The 20,225-nt window shown below is 27.5% G+C and carries 17 protein-coding genes; 9 read left to right on the top strand and 8 right to left on the bottom strand.

Annotated elements, in window-relative coordinates:
• Positions 1–115: 115 nt before the first annotated feature.
• The 3 genes from purH to AAQM_RS03200 all read right to left on the bottom strand — a co-directional run bounded on the left by purH (position 116) and on the right by AAQM_RS03200 (position 4,972).
• Positions 116–1,648 carry a bifunctional phosphoribosylaminoimidazolecarboxamide formyltransferase/IMP cyclohydrolase gene (gene purH, locus AAQM_RS03210; RefSeq protein ID WP_129094872.1) on the bottom strand — a complete coding sequence of 511 codons (1,533 nt, stop codon included), beginning with the start codon at positions 1,646–1,648 and terminating at the stop codon, positions 116–118.
• A gap of 87 nt (positions 1,649–1,735) precedes the next feature.
• Entirely contained in the window at positions 1,736–3,949 is a 2,214-nt protein-coding gene (purL, locus tag AAQM_RS03205; protein WP_129094873.1) for a phosphoribosylformylglycinamidine synthase subunit PurL, read from the bottom strand.
• A 63-nt stretch (positions 3,950–4,012) separates the two neighbouring features.
• Entirely contained in the window at positions 4,013–4,972 is a 960-nt protein-coding gene (locus AAQM_RS03200) for a L,D-transpeptidase family protein (RefSeq protein WP_228254509.1), read from the bottom strand.
• 79 nt (positions 4,973–5,051) lie between these two features.
• Here AAQM_RS03200 and AAQM_RS03195 point away from each other — a divergent pair, with 79 nt between their 5' ends.
• The 7 genes from AAQM_RS03195 to AAQM_RS03165 all read left to right on the top strand — a co-directional run bounded on the left by AAQM_RS03195 (position 5,052) and on the right by AAQM_RS03165 (position 13,163).
• Positions 5,052–6,242 carry a peptidoglycan DD-metalloendopeptidase family protein gene (locus AAQM_RS03195; protein ID WP_129094875.1) on the top strand — a complete coding sequence of 397 codons (1,191 nt, stop codon included), beginning with the start codon at positions 5,052–5,054 and terminating at the stop codon, positions 6,240–6,242.
• Between the two features lie 10 nt (positions 6,243–6,252).
• On the top strand, positions 6,253–6,594 hold the full coding sequence (locus tag AAQM_RS03190; protein ID WP_129094876.1) for a MerR family transcriptional regulator: 342 nt from the start codon (positions 6,253–6,255) through the stop codon (positions 6,592–6,594).
• Positions 6,595–6,824: 230 nt separating this feature from the next.
• Positions 6,825–7,307: a diaminobutyrate acetyltransferase gene (ectA, locus tag AAQM_RS03185; RefSeq protein WP_129096066.1), complete on the top strand. Its 483-nt coding sequence runs from the start codon at positions 6,825–6,827 to the stop codon at positions 7,305–7,307.
• A 10-nt stretch (positions 7,308–7,317) separates the two neighbouring features.
• Positions 7,318–8,598 (top strand): diaminobutyrate--2-oxoglutarate transaminase, encoded by a 1,281-nt coding sequence (gene ectB / locus AAQM_RS03180; protein ID WP_129096067.1) that lies wholly within the window; start codon positions 7,318–7,320, stop codon positions 8,596–8,598.
• On the top strand, positions 8,598–8,993 hold the full coding sequence (locus AAQM_RS03175; protein WP_128986530.1) for an ectoine synthase: 396 nt from the start codon (positions 8,598–8,600) through the stop codon (positions 8,991–8,993). Before ectB ends, AAQM_RS03175 begins: the two co-directional genes overlap by 1 nt.
• 9 nt (positions 8,994–9,002) lie before the next feature.
• Positions 9,003–9,902: a phytanoyl-CoA dioxygenase family protein gene (locus tag AAQM_RS03170; RefSeq protein WP_129096068.1), complete on the top strand. Its 900-nt coding sequence runs from the start codon at positions 9,003–9,005 to the stop codon at positions 9,900–9,902.
• 162 nt (positions 9,903–10,064) lie between these two features.
• Positions 10,065–13,163 (top strand): efflux RND transporter permease subunit, encoded by a 3,099-nt coding sequence (locus AAQM_RS03165; protein WP_129096069.1) that lies wholly within the window; start codon positions 10,065–10,067, stop codon positions 13,161–13,163.
• A gap of 4 nt (positions 13,164–13,167) precedes the next feature.
• On the opposite strand, the gene AAQM_RS03160 is transcribed toward AAQM_RS03165, so the two are convergent.
• Positions 13,168–13,926: a hypothetical protein gene (locus AAQM_RS03160; protein ID WP_129096070.1), complete on the bottom strand. Its 759-nt coding sequence runs from the start codon at positions 13,924–13,926 to the stop codon at positions 13,168–13,170.
• A 128-nt stretch (positions 13,927–14,054) separates the two neighbouring features.
• Here AAQM_RS03160 and AAQM_RS03155 point away from each other — a divergent pair, with 128 nt between their 5' ends.
• On the top strand, positions 14,055–14,477 hold the full coding sequence (locus AAQM_RS03155; RefSeq protein WP_129096071.1) for an FKBP-type peptidyl-prolyl cis-trans isomerase: 423 nt from the start codon (positions 14,055–14,057) through the stop codon (positions 14,475–14,477).
• A gap of 33 nt (positions 14,478–14,510) precedes the next feature.
• Here the strand turns inward: AAQM_RS03155 and AAQM_RS03150 are convergent, their stop codons facing one another.
• Complete coding sequence (locus AAQM_RS03150; protein ID WP_129096072.1) at positions 14,511–14,708, bottom strand: YwbE family protein; 198 nt, start codon at positions 14,706–14,708, stop codon at positions 14,511–14,513.
• A 104-nt stretch (positions 14,709–14,812) separates the two neighbouring features.
• On the opposite strand from AAQM_RS03150, the gene AAQM_RS03145 reads away from it, so the two are divergent.
• Positions 14,813–15,409 (top strand): TetR/AcrR family transcriptional regulator, encoded by a 597-nt coding sequence (locus AAQM_RS03145; protein WP_129096073.1) that lies wholly within the window; start codon positions 14,813–14,815, stop codon positions 15,407–15,409.
• Between the two features lie 12 nt (positions 15,410–15,421).
• Here AAQM_RS03145 and AAQM_RS03140 read toward each other — a convergent pair whose 3' ends face one another.
• The 3 genes from AAQM_RS03140 to AAQM_RS03130 form a co-directional block, all read right to left on the bottom strand.
• Positions 15,422–15,958, bottom strand: a complete 537-nt coding sequence (locus tag AAQM_RS03140; RefSeq protein ID WP_129096074.1) for a GNAT family N-acetyltransferase — start codon at positions 15,956–15,958, stop codon at positions 15,422–15,424.
• Between the two features lie 20 nt (positions 15,959–15,978).
• Positions 15,979–17,301 (bottom strand): MATE family efflux transporter, encoded by a 1,323-nt coding sequence (locus AAQM_RS03135; RefSeq protein ID WP_129096075.1) that lies wholly within the window; start codon positions 17,299–17,301, stop codon positions 15,979–15,981.
• A gap of 166 nt (positions 17,302–17,467) precedes the next feature.
• Positions 17,468–20,131, bottom strand: a complete 2,664-nt coding sequence (locus AAQM_RS03130; RefSeq protein ID WP_129096076.1) for a valine--tRNA ligase — start codon at positions 20,129–20,131, stop codon at positions 17,468–17,470.
• Positions 20,132–20,225: the final 94 nt, after the last annotated feature.

The raw sequence follows: 20,225 nt of genomic DNA, 5'->3' as shown, positions 1-20,225 counted from the left end.
TATTCCCCTATAAATAGTTATTGAGTATATCTAAAATAGTTTTAAAAAGTAAAGAAAAAAAGTTTAAAATTTATACCAAAAAATATATTATTGATGGTATAAATTTTATTTTATTTTAGTGTAAAAAGTGTCTAATTCCTGAGAAATATAAAGCCATATCATATTCATTTGCTGCTTCAATAATTTCATCATCTCTGATACTTCCACCTGGTTCAATTACACATTTAACACCAGCTTCTGCAGCTGCATCAATGCTATCTCTAAATGGGAAGAAAGCTTCACTTGCTAATACAGCACCAGTTACATCTAATCCCATATCTTCTGCTTTTCTTAAAGCTGCTTTTGAAGCATCAACTCTACTAGTCATACCCATACCAACAGCAACCATTGCAGAATTTTTAACATAAACTACACAATTTGATTTTGTCAAACTTGCAATTTTATAAGCAATTTCCATATCTTTTACTTCTTGTTCTGTTGCTATTCTTTTTGATTTTAAAATAGAATTTCTAACTTCATCTTCAGCAACTTTATCAGCATCTTGGAATACAAATCCACCATCTACTCTTTTAAAGTCAATTGCATCATTTGCAAGCTCTAAATATTGTGTTCCTTGTTCAAAAAGTTTGATTCTTTTTTTAGCTTCAAACACGGCAACTGCTTCAGGAGTGAAACTCGCAGCAAAAATAACTTCTAAGAAAATTTCATTCATTTTTTCAGCTAATTCTTTATCCACACAACCATTAACAGCAACTACTCCACCAAAAGCAGAAACTGGGTCACATTTTAAAGCTTCAACATAAGATTCTAATAATGTATCTTTAATTGCAAATCCACAAGGATTTCCGTGTTTTACAATACAAATAGCTTTTTCTTTTCCAAATGCAGCAGCAATTCTAGCAGCTCCTGAAATATCTCCCATATTATTGAAAGATGCTTCACCTTTTATTGTTTTAAATTTATTAGAAAATTGTGAATCAAACTCATATAAAGCACCTTTTTGATGTGGGTTTTCACCATATCTTGTATCGAATACTTTAGTTCCAACGATAAATTGTTTTGCACCCATACCATTATTAAATCTTTTATTCATATAATTAGCAATCATAGAATCATAAGCAGCTGTATGCTCATAAGCCTTAATCATCATATCACGTCTAAATTCAACTGTATTTGTGTCATTTTTAAGATTATTTAATACTAAATCATAATCAGCAACATCTGTAACAATGATTACTGAATCAAAGTTTTTAGCTGCACTTCTAACCATTGCTGGACCACCGATATCAATGTTTTCAATAATCTCTTCAAAATCATCAGTTTTTTCTATTGTTGCTTTAAATGGATATAAATTTACACAAACCAAATCAATTCCCTCAACACCTAATTCTTTTGCTTGATCTAAGTGAGATTGTTTATCTCGTCTATGTAAAATTCCACCATGAATATAAGGATTTAAAGTCTTAACTCTTCCTTCAAAACACTCAGGAAATTTAGTAACTTCATTTGCTTCAATAACTGCAATTCCTGCATCTTTAAGTTTATTGTATGTTCCACCTGTTGAAATAATTTCATACCCTAAAGATACTAATTCTTTAGCAAAGTTTTCAACACCACTTTTATCACTAACACTAATTAATGCTCTCATTTAGCTTTTCTCCCACTATAAAATATCTAGAAATAAAAAAAGCCAAACCCCTATATTTCAAGATGTTTGGCTTTAAAATACTTTTTATTATAAATCTTGTTCAATTACTTTTTTAAATCTATTAAAATAAATATCACTTGCAGTATTTAAATCTTTATAAATATCATTTATAGAGATTTTATCACCTTGAACAACACCTATTTTCGTACATTCAATATTATTAGCTTTTGCAATTTTTTCAAATGCTTCACAATTTGATGGATTAACTTCAACGATTGCTCTACTTAAAGATTCTGCAAAAATATCTTTTGAATCATTTAAAGAGATAGATACTTCCACACCTTTTTGTCCAACAACAGACATTTTAGCTAATGCAATTGCTATACCACCAACATTCACATCTTTTGCAGATTTTAATAAACCTTGTTTATTTGCTTCAATTACAGTATTCCAAAGTGCTAATTCTTTTGAGAAATCAACTTCAGGGTGAGTACCAGCTACTTTTCCATACATTTTCTTAAGATATAAAGAACCACCAAACTCACCTTTTGTTTCACCTAAAAGATATAAAATATTTCCATTTTCTTGAACACAAGAAGGTAATACTTTATTTGCATCTTCATTTACACCAACCATTGCAATTGAAGGAGTTGGGAATACACTTACACCATTTGTTTCGTTATATAATGAAACATTTCCACCAATAACTGGAGTATTTAACTCTTTACAAGCAGATTTAATACCTTCACAACAAGCAGCAAATTGCCACATAACTTCAGGATTCTGAGGATTTCCAAAATTTAAACAATCTGTAATAGCTTTTGGAACTGCACCAGTCATTGCAACATTTCTTCCAGATTCCATTACAGCAGCTGCTGCTCCTAATTCTGGATTAATATAACAAAGTCTTGTATTACAATCAGCACTCATAGCTAATGCTTTTCCTGTCTCTTTAATTCTAATAGAAGAACCATCAAGTTGACCTGGACCTTTGATTGTATTTGTTTGAACCATTGAATCATATTGAGAATAAACCCAAGATTTATCAACAACTTCCATATCAGAAAATAAATCATCAAAAGCAATTTGATTTGAGATTTCTTTATCTAAAGAGATATTTTCAATTCCATCTAAATATGCTGGTTTTTTAACTGGTCTATCAAGCACTGGAGCTTGTTCAGATACTGGTTGAACTGGAACTTCAGCAACTTTATCACCATGCCAGAATAACTCCATATTTCCTGTACTTGTAACTTCACCAATTACAGCAACATCTAATTCCCATTTTTCAAAAATATCAATGATTGCTTGCTCACAACCTTTTTTAGCACAAATAAGCATTCTTTCTTGAGATTCAGAAAGCATAAAGTCATAAGGAGTCATTCCCTCTTCTCTAGCTGGAACTTTATCTAAATGCATAATCATTCCAGAACCACTTCGTCCAGCCATTTCAAAAGAAGAAGAAGTAAGCCCTGCAGCTCCCATATCTTGAATACCAATGATTAAATCTGTTTTAAATAACTCTAAACAAGCTTCTAAAAGTAATTTTTCAGTAAATGGATCTCCAACTTGAACAGTTGGTCTTTTTGATTCAGAATCTTCATCAAATGATGCAGAACTCATAACAGCTCCACCAAGACCATCTCTACCAGTTTTTGAACCAACGTACATTACAGGATTTCCAATACCTTCAGCTCTACCATAGAAAATTTCATCAGCTTTTGCTAATCCTAAAGTAAATGCATTTACAAGGTTATTTCCAGCATAACACTCTTCAAATGTAGTTTCTCCACCAATTGTTGGAACTCCCATACAATTACCATATCCACCAATACCAGCAACAACACCTCTTAATAAATATCTATGTTTTTGAGCTGTTTCGCTATTACCTTCAATAGAAGCAAATCTGATTGAATTCATATTTGCAATAGGACGTGCTCCCATTGTAAATACATCCCTTAAAATTCCTCCAACTCCTGTTGCAGCACCTTGATAAGGCTCAATAAAAGATGGATGATTGTGTGATTCCATTTTAAATACAGCAGCATAACCATCACCAATATCAATAACACCAGCATTTTCACCTGGACCTTGAATAACCCAAGGAGCTTTTGTTGGAAAACCACTTAAATATTTTTTACTTGATTTATATGAGCAATGCTCAGACCACATAGCAGAGAAGATACCAATTTCTACATAGTTTGGTTCTCTTCCTAAAATTTCTTTGATATTTTCAAATTCTTCAAGTGTTAAAGAGTGAGCAAGTGCTATCTCTTGAAGGTTCATCTCTTGTTTTTGCATCTTTCGCCTTAAAATATGGTTGTTAATTGTGGCGATTATACCTAAAAAGAGTTAAATTTTATTTTAATCTTCAGTTAGAATTTGCACTTGATTATTTATTATTTCTAAAAACAACTCTTTTTTTCCGTAAAATTTAACTGTTGGACTAAAATATTCTTCATCCATTAATACTTTAAACATTCTTTTATTTAAAGAGTTAGGATATGGTGCAATATCAATATTCCAAAGATTTATAGTTTTAGTTTCATTTTTTGCAAAAATTCTTGTTTTTTGTTCTTTAAATAAATTAAAATCCGTTCTATCAGCTCTTTTAAAATCTTTAGAATAATAAGATAAATATTCATTTATATCTGAATATTTCCAAGCATCTTTCCATTTATAAATAAATGATAAAATAAGAGCTATTTCATCTTTTGTAGCTTTTTTAAACTCATCTTGACTTGTTAATAATATTGTTTTTGTATAATCAATACTATTTTCTAAATTAACTAGCTCATTATTATCTAAAGCTATGCAACCTTTTGTAAATTTTTCCCTATCACCATTAAAAGGCATTCCATGAATCCAAATCCCTGAACCATTTTTATTCAAACTTTTATCAAAAGTATTTGGATAATTTGTAACCAAAGCTAACGGACCATAAAATTGATCTAATTGAAGTTTTTTTTCTATTAATTCATAAGCACCCTCTGGAGTTTTTTTATCTCCTTCAAAAACTTTATCTCCTAAAACTTCTCCGACAATAATATTATTTCTTAAAATTAATTTATAATCATCTTGAACTTTCTCATATAATGAAATTTCTAATTGTTCTTTTTGTGTCAATAAAACATATTTTTTTGTTTCATAATAACCAAAATCAACATTTTTATTTTCTAAGTAATTATTCCAATAATTTATATCTCTTAGACTTTTCTCTAACTCTTTTTCAACTCCACTAATACCTTGTTCTCTATATATATTTACTAAATCAACTGCAAATAAATTGATAGCAATTATTAATAGGCTTATAATTTTAAACAATATCTTCTCCATGTTATCTTTAAGTTGCGCTATTGTACAATGCACATCCTAATTATTTAATAAAAAAAGTGACAAAACTATGAAAAAAATTATTTTATCCATTATTATATTTATAAATTTTTTATATTCTGCACAAGTTGAAGAACTTCTTTGGCCAAAAGGAGAGAGTTTTTTAACATTTTTAGATAAACACAAAATCTCACAAAAATTATATTTTGATTTAGAAAAAGAGGATAAAGAGCTTTGTTCTGAAATTACAGCAGATGGGAGATTTTATCTTTATACTGATGATGATGGAAGTTTAAATCAAGTTTTAATTCCAGTATCTGATGATATTCAGTTACACATTTATAAAGATAGTAATAATGAATATAAATTCCAAACTCTTCCTATTAATTATACTGAAAAGACTGAATTAATTGCTATTCAAATTACAGAATCTGTATCTCATGATATTTTAAAAGCAACAGGGGATGTTACATTAGCTGCTATTCTAAAATCACTTTTTCAAGATAATAGTGTAAATTTTAGAAAGATGCAAAAAGGTGATTTTGTAGCTTTAGAATATACACAAAAATCGTATCTTGGAAGACCTCATGGTCTTCCTGATTTAAAATCAGCAATGGTTCAAATTTCAGGGAAACCTTATTATAGATTTAAAAACCAAAAAGATGATAAGTATTATGATGAAAAAGGTATAGGTTTTACAAAAACTTATTTTTTTCAAATCCCCCTTTCTTATACTAGAATCTCTAGTGTATTTACAAATAAAAGATGGCATCCTGTTCTAAAACGATATAGAGCACATTTAGGAACAGATTTTGCAGCGCCAACAGGAAGAAACATCTATGCTGCGGGAGATGGAAGAATTGAATTTGTAGGTAATAAAGGTGGATATGGTAAAACTATTATTATAAATCATCAAAATGGTTATAAAACTCTTTATGCACATCAAAATGCTTTTGCAAAAGGAGTTAGACAAGGTAAAAATATAAAAAAAGGTGAACATATAGGATATGTTGGAAATACAGGTCTTAGTTCAGGTCCACATCTACATCTAGGTCTTTATAGAAATGGTACTGCTATTGATCCACTAACTGTAATAAATAAACCAAAATTACAAGGATTAGATCCAAAAGATAAAAAAACTTTCCTAGCAAATACTCAAAATATTATAAATAAATTTGAAGCTGAAATGAAAAATGAGAATAGAAGTCTTCCAATTAAATTTGATAGAACAACAGATAAAAGTGAAATAAATATATTATAAAAGGTTGAAAATGGCTTTACTAAATAATGATAAAGATGTACTTCCTCTTAGTAGCATTTCTGAACTTTTAAGTGCGAAAATTAGAACTTTAAAAATGTATGAAGAAAAAGGTTTATTACCTCAAAAAAATCATAAAATTAAAAAACTTTACTCTATTAATGACGTTAAAATAGTTGCTTTTGTACACTATCTTGCAAATATAAAAAAAATCAATGCTAATGGTATTAAATACATACTAGAAATAATAAATGAAAATATGGATGAACAAAACAGAAATGCCTTTTTAGAAATAATTGAATCTAAATTAGAAAATATCTCTGAAAATGAAATTCAAGACCTAGATACATTTTAATTATCACTTATTCCACTTCTTTTCAATTTCTTTTTAATTTCTTTTTAATAAATTACAAAATTTAATAAACACGCCCTTTTTATAGTCTCTATATATAAATATCTCTTACTATTTTAAACTATTTTTAAGTTTCATTTAATTTTTATATGCTATAAATTTACAACTTATTTGTAATATAATTACATATTTTATGTAAAATATTTACAATAAATAAGTAAAAAAGGAGCATAATGAATGAGATTTTATTTTCCAAACCATTAAAAGAAAATGCAAAAGATATTTATAATTTAATAAAAAGAGGTGGAGTTTTAGATTTAAATTCTGAATATCTTTATTTATTACAATGTACACATTTTAGTAAAACTTGTAGTGTAGCAACTTTTGAGAATGAAATAATAGGTTTTGTTTCAGGATATTTACTCCCAAATAAAAATGACACTCTTTTTATATGGCAAGTAGCTGTTGATGAAAGATTTAGAGGTCAAAATATAGCTTTTAAAACTATTATGAATATATTTAATTCAAATAAAGATATTAAATATATTTTATCAACTGTTTCTCCTAGCAACAAACCATCTCAAAGAGTTTTTGAGAAATTAGCAAATCATTTTAATACAAAAATAGAAAATGAAACTGCTTTTTCTTTAGAAGATTTTTTAAATTCACATGAAGAAGAAATCCAATATTTAATTGGACCAATAAACAACAAATAAAAGGTAAAAAATGAGAATATTTGAAAATTTAGAATCAGAAGTAAGAGGATATATAAGAAGTTTTCCAACAATTTTTAAAAAAGCAAAAGGCGCTACTTTAACAGATGAGCAAGGAGTTGAATATATTGATTTTTTTGCAGGAGCTGGAACTTTAAATTATGGACACAATAATGAACATATAAGTAAAGCTTTGATTGAATATCTACAAGAAGATGGAATAGTTCATGGTTTAGATATGGCAACAACTGCAAAAAAAGAGTTCTTACAAACTTTTGAAAGCTTAATTTTAAAGCCAAGAAATCTTGAATATAAACTTCAATTTACAGGACCCACAGGAACAAATGCTGTTGAAACGGCACTTAAACTAGCTCGACTTGTAAAAGGAAGAAGTAATGTTGTTGCATTTACAAATGGTTATCATGGACTTTCTCAAGGCTCACTAGCAGTTACTGGAAATAATGAGTATAGAGATGAGAGTTATATAAGTAGAACAAATGCAACTTTTATGCCTTTTGATGGCTATTTTGGTGATATGAATACCCTTACATATTTTAGAAAATTTTTAGAAGATGGAAGTAGTGGTGTTGATTTACCAGCGGCTGTTATACTTGAAACTATTCAAGGAGAAGGTGGAATAAATGTAGCTTCGAAAGAGTGGTTACAAGAACTTGAAGCTATTTGTAGAGAGTTTGATATTTTATTAATTATTGATGATATTCAAGTGGGAAATGGAAGAAGTGGAGAGTTTTTTTCTTTTGAATTTGCAGGAATAAATCCTGATATGGTAACTTTATCAAAATCAATAGGTGGTGGTTTACCAATGGCACTTTTACTATTCAAGCCACATTTAGACCAATGGAAACCAGGAGAACATACAGGAACTTTTAGAGGAAATAATCTGGCATTTGTTGCTTCAAAAGTTTCATTAGACCATTATTGGCAAAATGACAATATCTCAAAAGCTGTTTTTTATAAAGAAAAAATTTTAAAAGAAGCTTTAGAAAAAATTGCAGCAAAATATAAAGATGATTATGAAATAGAAGTAAGAGGAAGAGGATTAGCTTATGGTTTTGAAATAAAAAATGATAAATCAATGGCAAGTGATATTTCAGCGTATGCTTTTCAAGAAGGATTAATAGTAGAAACTTGTGGTAGTGAAAGCCAAGTTGTAAAATTTTTACCACCATTGTTAATAGATGAAGAGTTACTTATTGAAGGACTTAAAAGATTTGAAAATGCTGTTGATAGATTAATTATTGAAAGAAAAAATAATTTAAAAGGTGAATTTTAATGATAGTAAGAGATATAAAAAAAGATGTTATTGGAACTTCAAAAGAAGTATTTGCAAAAGATAATCAATGGGTTAGTAGAAGAATGCTTTTAAAAGGTGATGCAATGGGATTCTCTTTTCATGAAACAATCATAAAAGCCCATACAAAAACTCACATACATTATCAAAATCACCTTGAAGCTGTTTATTGTGTAGCAGGTGATGGAAAAATAGAAGACTTAAAAACAGGGGAAATTCATGATATTTATGATGGAGTTATGTATGCTTTAAATAATCATGATGAACACTATTTATATGGTGGAAATGTTGATATGAGATTGATTTGTGTTTTTAATCCTCCAATTAAGGGAACTGAAAACCATGATGAAAATGGCGTTTATCCATTAGAAGATTAAGGAATAAAAATGAAAGATTTGTACCCATCAAGAACAAAAGAAGAAAAAATTATTAAAAGAGTTGATAAAGTAGTTTATTCAAAAGAAAAAATTGGTAAATATTCATTAAATGATAAAGAACTAGAATTATACGAAAAAGATGGATTTATAATAATTCCAAATGTTTTTTCACAAAAAGAGGTAAAAAAATTCGCACAAGAATTAAAAGTATTAGAATTAAATGAAAAACTAAGAAAAAATGAAGAGTTCATAAGTGAACCAAATAGCAATAAAATAAGAACAATATTTAATCAACATCTTTTTAGTGAAATTTATAAAAAATTATCAAAAGATTCTCGAATTTTAGATAAAGTAAAACAAATTTTAGGAAGTGATGTTTATATTCATCATGGAAGAATAAATATAAAAAGAGCATATCAAGGAAAATCTTTTCCATGGCATAGCGATTTTGAAACATGGCATAGTGAAGATGGAATGCCAAATTGTAGATGTTTATCAGCTTGGTTAATGCTAAGCGATAATACAGAATTTAATGGTCCTTTATATCTAATCAAAGAGAGTCATAAAAAGTTTGTATCTTGTCAAGGTGTTACACCAAAAGATAACTATAAAAAATCATTAAAAAAACAAGAGTATGGAGTTCCAAGTATTAATGCTATAAAAGAGCTTTCAAAAGGTGATAAATTAGTTTCTGCATTAGGAAAAGCTGGAACTTTAGTATTACATGATGGAAATATTTTACACGGAAGTAGTGATAATATTTCTCCAAATGATAGAACAAATATCTTTTTTGTTTATAACAGTGTAAAAAATATACCTGTTAAACCTTTTGCTTCAAAAAAACCAAGAGCTGCTTTTTTATCTCTTAAAAACTTCAAACCACTAAAAGCAAGTAAAGAAATAGCTTAATAAAGATATGTAAATTTTATTTACTATTCAATTAAATATAAATCTATCAAAAATAGATGTAGATAATTTAATTCATCCACATCTATTTTTTATAAATAAATATTAACATCTTATTAATATTTGTAAACTATAATGCTTTTTTTATTTTACAAAAGGGATTTAATGTTTGAAAGAATTTTAAGATTTTTCGTTGAAAATTCTCGTATGAATTACACTCTATTTATTTTAGTTTTTGCCATTGGAATTTGGTCTTATACAAAAACGCCTAAAGAGATTTTCCCAAATTTTGATTTAGATATGATTTCAATAAGAGGTGCTTATAGTGGTGCTAGTGTTGATATTTTAGATAAAATGGCTGTTGCTGAAATAGAAGATAAAATCAAAAATTTTGATTCTATTGACACAATGTCTACGATTATTAGTCCAGGAAGATTTACTATTGTAATAGAGCTAAAAAAAGGCTTTAACAAATATGTTGAAGCTGATAAAATCAAAGATGCTATAACTTTAATAAAATCAAATCTACCCTCTGATATGGATGAACCTTCTGTTAATACGCTAGATAGAAGTAGGTCTTTAGTTGATGTTTCTATTACTTCAAAAAAATATTCAATTGATGAATTAAAACCTTTTGCTGATGATTTAAAAAGCAAATTTTTAACAATAAATGGAATAAATGAAATTACCGTTTTTGGTGATTCAGATAAATATTTTGAGATTTTATTAGATGAAAAGAAAATAAACGCTTTAAATTTAAATAAAAGTGATGTTTTTTCTGTAATTTCAAATCTCTCTTATATTTTTCCAATTGGAAAAATTGAAGACCCTAAAAAACACTACTACATTTCCACTTATAATGGAGCAAAAAATGCTGAAGATTTTGCAAATACTTTAGTAAAAATATCAGGAAAAGCTATCTATCTAAAAGATATAGCATTAATTTCAAAAACATATGAAGAATCATCAACTCTTTACTCTTTTAATGGAAAAAATGCGCTATCTTTAGAAATTGTTCAAGCTGATAGTGCAGATGCTATTAAAATAGTTGAAAATATCAAAAAGATGCTTCCACAAATTCAAAAAAACAATCCTGATATAGATATATCAATTGCTGATGATAATAGTGAAAGAATTATAGATAGATTAAATGTTGTAACTTCAAATATTTTATTAGGAATCATATTAATTACTATTTTAGTAGCTCTTTTAATAAATGCTAGAATGTCATTTATTATAGCAGTTGGTATTCCAACTTCATTTGTAATTGCAGCTGTTTATATGTATCTATCTGGTTATACAATAAATATGATTTCACTTGTTGGTGTTTTAATTGCTATTGGTATTGTTGTTGATGATGCTATTGTTGTTAGTGAAAATATCCAACAACACATTGAAGAAGGTTTTTCTCCCAAAGAAGCAGCAATTATGGGAGCTAAAGAGATGGTAAAACCTGTAACTATAGCTTCTCTTACAACTCTATTTTCTTTTTTACCAATTTTAATGATTAGTGGAACAATGGGTGAAGTTATGAAGCTAATTCCTATAGCACTTAGTGCTTTAGTTGTTGCTTCTTTGATAGAATCATTTATTTTTCTTCCTATTCATGCAGCTCACACACTAAAAACAGGTTCAAAAGTAACTTCTTGGGAAAAAGCAAATAATATTTACAATAAAATTATTCACTTTTTTATGAATTGGAAAAAAACTTTTATTACTATTTTTTTAATTCTTGTACCTATTCTAACTTTTAAATTTATAAGTGATTCAAGATTTCAAATGTTTCCACAATTTGATTCTACGGATGTAAAAATAACACTAAAAGCAAATGCAAATACAACTTTAGAAGAAGCCTTTGAAATAGTAAGTTCTATTGAAGCTGATTTATTGGAAAAAAGCGATGAATTTTATATAAAAAATGTTAATTCAGTTGCTGGATTTAGAAGAGATGTGGGTAACAATACAGAAAATTTTCCTTATGCCATGTATATGACTGTTGAACTTCAAAAATTAAAAGAGATGAATATATTAGATAAATATGTTACTCCAAATTTAAGTTTTTATTATGATAAAGAAGGAAGAACAAGAGAAGAAGCTTCAAAAGATATTTCAAAAAAATTAAAAGATTATATAAATGAAAAAGATTATAAATCAAAGTTTAATTTAGATGAAATGGAAGTTTTAGAAAGAAGAGTAGGACCTGTAAAATCAGATATTCAAATAGGAATCATAACAGCAGATAACCAAAAAGCTATAAATTCAATAGAAAGATTAGATGAAGAAATAGGAAAAATACAAGGAATAAAATCATCTTCAAATTCTTTGAAATTTGGAATTGAAGAGATAAAAATAAAAATTAACTCTTATGGAGAACAATTAGGATTAACAGAATCATTTATAGGGAATTATCTTTCAAATTTATATCTGCTAAAAAAGAAAGCTGTCTCTTTTGATGAAGAAGAGATGCTTGATATAAAAATAAAATCTTTACAAAAAGATGATTTTGAAGCTTTTAAAAACACAAAAATACCTCTAAATGATGGAACATTTGTAAACTTATATGAAGTTGTAGAACTAACTACTCTAAAAGCTTTTGAACAACTCCTAAAAGATAATGGAATAAAAAACTTCTATGTTTTTGCAAACGTTAATCCTGAAATTATCACAGCAAGTGAAGCTTTAAAGAAATTAGAACCAATTTTAGATGAAATCAAACAAAGTGGAGTAAAAGTAGTTTTAAAGGGTGAAGCTGAAAAAAATGCTGATTTGAGAAGAGATATGCTTTTAGCAACAGCACTTGCATTGGTTTTAATAATGCTTTCTATGCTTTATTTATTTAATTCATTTAGAGAAACTTTCATTGTTATGAGTGTAATACCTTTCTCAATTTTAGGTGTTTTAATAGGTCATCAGGTTATGGGAATGAATCTATCTATGCCTTCTATGATTGGAGCTTTAGGACTTGCAGGAGTTGTTATAAATGATGGAATTATTATGATGACTTACCTCAAAAAAGCAAAAACTATGGATGAAATATTTCAACGAGCAACTAAAAGATTTAGACCTATTATTATTACAACTGTAACAACTGTTGTTGGAATGTTATCTTTAATTTTATTTCCAAGTGGAGAAGCTGTAATTTTTCAACCTATTGCCATTGCTCTTGGATTTGGACTTGCATGGGGAACAGTTTTAAATCTAATTTATCTACCTGTTTTATATACTTTAACTCACAAATTAAGAAAAGTACCTAAAGAAAATTAGGTACTTAAATAATAAATATAAAACCTTTAAAAATAGATACACTCATCTCATAAGGTTCTATATTTATTTTTCTAAGCGTATGTTCAATATTTGTAATCATTCTTGATATTACAATTTCATAAGAAAAATTTGAAGAGTCATAAATTGATTCGTTATTTGATTTTATGTAACTTAATTCATTGATAATATTATAATCACCTTTATATTTTTTTGCTAATTCTAATTGCCAATTATTTTGCCAAGTATTAAAAAGATAATTTTCTTTATCATCTTTTGCTGTTCTTATTTTCCATCTAACTATTTGTAAATATTCATAAAGTTTTATCATCTTCTCTTTATCATATTCAATTGCAGAAAATTGATGTTTTTCATCCATTTTATAAGCATCAAAAATCAATTTATATAAACCTAATATTAATAAATCATTCCTATTATTTATATTCTGTGTAGAAAAAGCATAATAAAAATATTCATTAGGAGTAACTAATACTTTTGAATTTTGAACTAAATTTATAAAATTCTTGTTTTCTTTTATTTGTTGAATAATGCTATTTTTCAAATCTTTATTAAAAGCATTTGGATTTCTCAAATCTAACTTTTTTTTATATAAAATAAGATCTTTTAAAACTTCAGTTTTAAAACTCTCTATTTGAGAAGCAGAGTTTGTTTGAGCAATACTTTTAATTTCACTTTGACTTAAACTACAAGCTTGCATAAAAAATAATAATATTATCAAAAAAATAAGTTGTAATAGTTTTGTCATTATTATTATCTCCTTGTCTAGTACTTTTGATTGTATCTTTTTAAAATAAAATTAGTTTTAAAAAAAGTTACTATTTGATATTTTATTTTAAATAGTATATAGTTTAACAATTTTAAATAAGGAAAAATATGTCAATACAAATTAATCAAACAGTAAAAATAATGTTTGAAGTAAAAATTGATGGAATAATTGTAGATGGAAGTAGAAGTAATAAACCTTTTGAATTCCAATTTGGTGTAGGACAAGTAATCGCTGGACTTGAAAAAAGAATAATGAATATGAAAGCAGGAGAAGCAACTCAATTTATAGTTCCAGCTTCAGAAGCTTATGGTGAATATGACCCAAAAGGAATTCAATCTCTTCCAATTGAACAATTTGAAGGAATCAAAGATTTAAAAATTGGTATGCAAATTCAAGCAGAAGATGAAAATGACCAACCAATCCAATTTATAATAAAAGAGATTAAAGAAAAAGAAGTTATAGTTGATTTTAATCATCCATTAGCTGGAAAAGATTTAGAATATAAAGTAAAAATAGATTCGCTTTTATAAAATAAAAAGATTAAATCTTTTTATTTTATTACCTTACTGTAATATTTCCTGAACTCTTCCAACTTGCCCATCTTGAAGTCGCACTTTTATTCCATGTGGATGAATTGGTGAATTTGTAAGTATATCTTTTATAATTCCACTTGTAAGTTTCCCCGTTCTTTGGTCTTGTTTTAAAACAATATTTACTTTTATACCTGCTTTTATATTTATTCTTTTTTTATTATCAAGCATTTTTTTCCTTATTTAAGAGATAAGCTATTGTACTAGATTAAAAATAACAAGTTTTTTAGTCAAAATATCTTAAGATATTTTTGAAATAAAATGTGGGAAAAAAAATGCCAAAAATAGTTGATTCTAATGAAAAAATTAATTTTATATGTGAAAAAGCATATGAAGCATTTATAAGCAATGGAGTAAACAACTTTTCTTTAAATAAATTTATTGAATCTTTAAATATGTCAAAAGGGCAATTTTATCATTACTTTAAAACAAAAGAAGAGTTGATTTTTGAAGTAATTGACAAAAAAGGTGAGAAATTTTTTATTAATACAGAAAAAGAAATAGCTAAAGCTAAAACATTTTCTGAAAAACTTTTAGCTCTTTTCTCTTTTTATTTAGTTTTATCAGACCCTGAAAATAAATCTTTTGATAAATTGATGAAAGATACGTTTTATATGTATTTAAATATTGAAAATGAATTTATAAAACAACAAAATGCAGAGTGTTATGACTATTTATTTAGTGCAACAAATGAAATTTTTGATGAAATGATTGATAAAGAATTCTTGAAAGAAAATGCTAAAAAATTTATTCCAAGTTTAATTGCAACTGCTGATGGAATGTATCTTCAATCTATCACTTTAGAAAATTACAATCTAAAAGAAAATCTAATAGATTATATTAAAATATTAGAAGATTTACTAAGAAGATAAATTTTATATTTTTTACATTTGTTTTTCAAATTTGAACATTTCGTCATCTTGTTCATCAAAATTATAATCTGATTTTTGATTTGGGTCAGGATGATATTTACTAAAATATTCCACTATTTTAAAACCACATTTATTCACATAAAAATGAATATTTCTTTTCTCAAAATAAGGAGTTGTAGTTTCCCATACTTTTGTTTTTGGATGTTTTTTCTCTATTGCTTTCCAAGCCTTATATCCAACACCTTTACTATGACAATTAGTTGCTATAAAAAATAACAATAATTTGTTGTGTTGAGTAACCTCATCAATAGCCACAATAGCTCCACCAACAATATTTTCATCTAAAAGTACTTGATACACAATTGCACCAGCGTATTTAACAGAATCTTCAAAATCCAAATCAGAAGGGATTGGCTCATCTAAAGCATGACCAAATTCCTTTTCTGCTGATATTCTAAATGCTTCTTGTAAATCTTTTTTAAATTTATTTAACTCAGTTTTTTTTGCAACTCTAAGAGTAACATTTGATTTGTTTACGCTATTTTTCATAATTTATCTCCCATATAATTCTATATTATTTTTTTTGGACTAAAATTTTTAAATAAAACAATTGCAAGTATGAAAGTTATAAATTCAGCTATAGGAATTACTAAAAAAATCCCATTTTTTTCAAATATCATTGGTAAAATAAATATAAACAATACTGGGAAAATAAAACTTCTTGATATGGCAATAATTGCAGAGTGTAAAGGTTTATGTATTGCTGTAAAATAAGCTGAAACTATAAGATTTGCTCCATTAAAAAGAAATGCAATCCAAATAAATGTAACAAAATTCAAAACTATTTGTTTGGTTTCATAATTGGTATCTTCTAAAAAAAGATTTGCCAATTGTTCTGGTACAAAAATAATCAAGACTATCATAAAAAAACCAACAAAATATGTTGAAACAAAAGCTATTTTTAAAAAATCTTCTATTCTTTTATTCTCTTTTGCTCCAAAATTCTTACTAATAATTGGTTGTAAAGAATCACTTATTCCAAAACTTATCATTATACCAATCCATAAAAGATAATTTATCACAGCAAATGCTGCAACTCCTTCTGTATTAAAAGTTTTTATCATTATATAGTTAAAAATCAAAGTTGTAATTCCAACTGAAATCTCATTTATAAACTCTGATGCTCCATTGTATGTAGCTTTTAAAATTTGAATATAATTTCCTATTGGTGATACAAATTTTAAAGTTGCTTTTTTTGAAAAAAAATGAGGCAAAAGAATAAATATCAAAGATAATTGAGATATCCCAGTTGCCAAGGCTGCTCCAAAAATCCCTTTTTGAAGATAAACGATAAAAAAATAGTCTAATACAATATTTATAATAGAACTTAAAAGCATTGTTATAAAGGCAAGATTTGGTCTATTATCAATCCTTACAAAATAATCAAGAACTATTCCTATCATCAAAAATGGAATAAAAATAAGAATTATTGACAAATACTCTATCGCTATATCCATCAAATTTTCGTTTGCACCTAAATAATACAAAAGTGTTTCAATATTTAAATATAAAATTGAACATGATAAAAAACTAAAAATAACAATAGATACAACTGCTTTTGTAAAAATTATACTTGCTGTTTGAATATTACCTTCACCTATCAATTTTCCTACTACAACACTTGTTCCAATAGCAATCATCAAAGCAAAACCAAATAAAAATGAGAAAATAGGTAAACTAATATTTATTGCCGCAAGTCCAAAAGCTCCAACATAATTTCCAATAAAAAATCCATCAACAATACTAGCTGATGAAATTGCTAGCATTCCTAAAACAGATGGAATTGAGTATTGAAAAAAAACTGTTGAGACTTTATCTTTTGTTACGTTCATCTAATTTCTTTGATTTAATTTTTTATAAACTAGTAGTTTATTTTACAAAAGAATAGTTTAATATCAAATAAACTAGCAGTTTGTTTAATTTAAGAAATTACTATTAAAAAAAAGCCCCATCAAAATTGATGGGGCTTTTTAAAATCTATCTAAAAAATCTTTTTTCTTAACTCAAAGATTTAAGTTCAGCCACAACCTTAGCCAATTTATCTTCAGCAGATGCTAAGCCTGCTCTATTTTCTTCTAAAACGTTTGCTGGTGCATTTGCTACAAATTTTTCATTATTTAGCATTCCTGAAAGTTTTGCTATCTCTTTTTCTAATTTTTCTTGTTGTTTTGTAAGTTTAGAAATAATTGGTGTCATATCAATCTCACCAGTTGGAATATAAACTTCTAAGTTATCACTTACATCTGTGATTGAGTTTTCTTGCTTTTCAGTTACAAACTCAATATTTTCTACTTTTGCAAGTTTTTCAATAAATGGTTTAGCCATTTCATTATCAATATTTTTATTGATTTTTAAATATGCTTTTGCAATTTTTGAGTTACCCATATCTATGATAACTTTTGCTCTTCTAATAGCTGTAATTGCTTCTTCAATAATAGCAAACATATCTTCCATTTCTTGATTTTTTGCTATTTCCTTTGGGAAATTCATAATCATTAATGAATCACCCTCTTCTAATGTTGTTCCACTTAATTTGTGGTATAAATAATCAGAAATAAATGGCATAAAAGGACTTACCATTTTTAAAGTTTCTTTAAAAATTGCTCCAAGTTCTACAACAGAATCTTTACTAGCTTTTGCATACTCAATTCCCCAGTCACAAAATTCATTCCATACAAATTTATATAAAATAGATGCTGATTCATTGAATTTATAAGTTTCAAGAGCATTTCTTAACTCATCAACTGCATCACTTAATTTACTTTGCATATAAAGACCAAGTGGTGTTTGGATTTTTATATCTTTTAAATCAGGGAAAGTTTCCACATTTAACTGTAAGAAATTACTTGCATTGTAAAGTTTATTTGTAAAGTTTCTAAATTGCTCTAGGTTTTTGCTCCCAAGTTTTATATCTCTTCCTTGAACACAAAGATATGCAAGTGTAAATCTGATAATATCAGCAGAATGTTCATTTACCATATCAAGTGGGTCAATTACATTTCCTTTTGATTTTGACATTTTTGCACCATGTTCATCTCTAACTAACGCGTGCATATAAATATCTTCAAATGGTAATTGTTTTTTGAAGTGTTCACCCATCATCATCATTCTAGCTACCCAGAAAAACATAATATCAAAACCAGTGATTAACAATGAATTTGGATAAAAATCTGCTTCATCCGTATCGTTATAAAGTTCTTTTAATTTTCCATTATTTCCCCAACCTAATGGCGACATTGCCCATAAAGCTGATGAAAACCAAGTATCTAAAACATCTGGGTCTTGAGTATAGTGTTTCCCTCCACATTTTGGACAAGCTTCTGGATCATCAGCTTTATCAGCCCATTGATGTCCACAATCATCACAAGTAAATACAGGTATTCTATGTCCCCACCAAAGTTGTCTTGAAATACACCAAGGTCTTAACTCATCCATCCATGCTGTATATGAATTTATCCAATGTGCAGGGTGGAAAAGTGTTCCATTATGTTCACCACTTACAGCTCTTTCTTTTGTTGTTTCTTTTGTTTTTCTAATTGACTCTTGAGCCATTTCAGAACTCAAAAACCATTGTTGAGAAATAAATGGTTCAACAATATTTTTACATCTATAACAATGCCCTACTTGATGAGTATGCTCTTCAATTTTTACGATATACCCAGCTTCTTCTAAAGCTTTTACAATAATAGGTCTTGCTTCTAATCTTTCAAGTCCAGCAAACTCTCCACAATATTCGTTTAAAATACCCTTTTCATCAAATACTTTGATGAACTCTAAATCGTGTCTTTTTCCAACTTCATAGTCATTTTGGTCGTGAGCAGGAGTTACTTTTACAACACCTGTTCCAAATTCCATATCAACATGAGAATCTGTGATTACTTTGATAGTTCTATTTGTTAAAGGTAATAATACTTCTTTTCCAACGATTGATTTATATCTCTCATCTTCTGGATGAACCATAATAGCTGTATCCCCAAAATATGTTTCTGGTCTAGTAGTTGCAACTTGAAGTTCACCACTTCCATCTGCAAACTTATAAATCATATGGTAAAACTTACCATTTACTTCTTCATGTTCAACTTCGATATCTGATAACGCACCATCGTGTGTACACCAATTTACCATATAGTTATTTTGAGTGATATGACCTTCATTGTATAAAGAGATAAAAGCTTCTTTTACAGCCTCTTTTAATCCCTCATCCATCGTAAATCGCTCTCTTTTCCAAGCTGGAGTAACACCTAATTTTCTCATTTGATGAACTATATTTCCACCACTTGTTTCTTTTTGAAGCCAAGCTCTTTCTAAAAACTTTTCTCTTCCTATCTCTTCTTTTGTTGTACCTTCAGCTAATAGCTGTTTTTCAACAACGTTTTGAGTCGCAATTCCTGCATGGTCTGTTCCTGGCTGCCAAAGAGTTTTAAAACCATCCATTCTTTTATATCTAGTAATAATATCTTGTAATGTAAATGTTAATGCATGACCTATATGTAAACTTCCCGTTACATTTGGTGGTGGCATCATAATAGAAAATGTTTTTTGTTTTCCATTTGCATCAGTTTTCCAAATAGACTTATTTCCATCTATTTCAAAATAACCTCTTTCTTCCCATATTTTATAAAATTTATCTTCTACTTTTGACGGTTCGTATTTTTCGCTCATTAAAAATCCTATGTTTTTCTATAAATATACGCGATTATATCTACTTTTTTCTTATGATGATATTTTAAAAAATTGTATAAAAGCTAATTATTAT

Source organism: Arcobacter aquimarinus, assembly GCF_013177635.1.
GTDB classification, from domain to species: domain Bacteria; phylum Campylobacterota; class Campylobacteria; order Campylobacterales; family Arcobacteraceae; genus Aliarcobacter; species Aliarcobacter aquimarinus.
Note: the sequence above shows the minus strand (reverse complement) of the source record. Positions and strands in the feature narration are given on the sequence as shown.

What these genes read in the sequence shown, in the direction of transcription:
- AAQM_RS03165 (WP_129096069.1), top strand. Translation starts at nt 10,065, where the DNA reads ATGTTTGAAAGAATTTTAAGATTTTTCGTTGAAAATTCTCGTATGAAT.
- AAQM_RS03195 (WP_129094875.1), top strand. Translation starts at nt 5,052, where the DNA reads ATGAAAAAAATTATTTTATCCATTATTATATTTATAAATTTTTTATAT.
- purH (WP_129094872.1), bottom strand. Translation starts at nt 1,648, where the DNA reads ATGAGAGCATTAATTAGTGTTAGTGATAAAAGTGGTGTTGAAAACTTT.
- AAQM_RS03175 (WP_128986530.1), top strand. Translation starts at nt 8,598, where the DNA reads ATGATAGTAAGAGATATAAAAAAAGATGTTATTGGAACTTCAAAAGAA.
- ectB (WP_129096067.1), top strand. Translation starts at nt 7,318, where the DNA reads ATGAGAATATTTGAAAATTTAGAATCAGAAGTAAGAGGATATATAAGA.
- AAQM_RS03135 (WP_129096075.1), bottom strand. Translation starts at nt 17,301, where the DNA reads ATGAACGTAACAAAAGATAAAGTCTCAACAGTTTTTTTTCAATACTCA.
- AAQM_RS03145 (WP_129096073.1), top strand. Translation starts at nt 14,813, where the DNA reads ATGCCAAAAATAGTTGATTCTAATGAAAAAATTAATTTTATATGTGAA.
- AAQM_RS03155 (WP_129096071.1), top strand. Translation starts at nt 14,055, where the DNA reads ATGTCAATACAAATTAATCAAACAGTAAAAATAATGTTTGAAGTAAAA.
- AAQM_RS03130 (WP_129096076.1), bottom strand. Translation starts at nt 20,131, where the DNA reads ATGAGCGAAAAATACGAACCGTCAAAAGTAGAAGATAAATTTTATAAA.
- AAQM_RS03140 (WP_129096074.1), bottom strand. Translation starts at nt 15,958, where the DNA reads ATGAAAAATAGCGTAAACAAATCAAATGTTACTCTTAGAGTTGCAAAA.
- AAQM_RS03190 (WP_129094876.1), top strand. Translation starts at nt 6,253, where the DNA reads ATGGCTTTACTAAATAATGATAAAGATGTACTTCCTCTTAGTAGCATT.
- ectA (WP_129096066.1), top strand. Translation starts at nt 6,825, where the DNA reads ATGAATGAGATTTTATTTTCCAAACCATTAAAAGAAAATGCAAAAGAT.
- AAQM_RS03170 (WP_129096068.1), top strand. Translation starts at nt 9,003, where the DNA reads ATGAAAGATTTGTACCCATCAAGAACAAAAGAAGAAAAAATTATTAAA.
- AAQM_RS03160 (WP_129096070.1), bottom strand. Translation starts at nt 13,926, where the DNA reads ATGACAAAACTATTACAACTTATTTTTTTGATAATATTATTATTTTTT.
- AAQM_RS03150 (WP_129096072.1), bottom strand. Translation starts at nt 14,708, where the DNA reads ATGCTTGATAATAAAAAAAGAATAAATATAAAAGCAGGTATAAAAGTA.
- purL (WP_129094873.1), bottom strand. Translation starts at nt 3,949, where the DNA reads ATGCAAAAACAAGAGATGAACCTTCAAGAGATAGCACTTGCTCACTCT.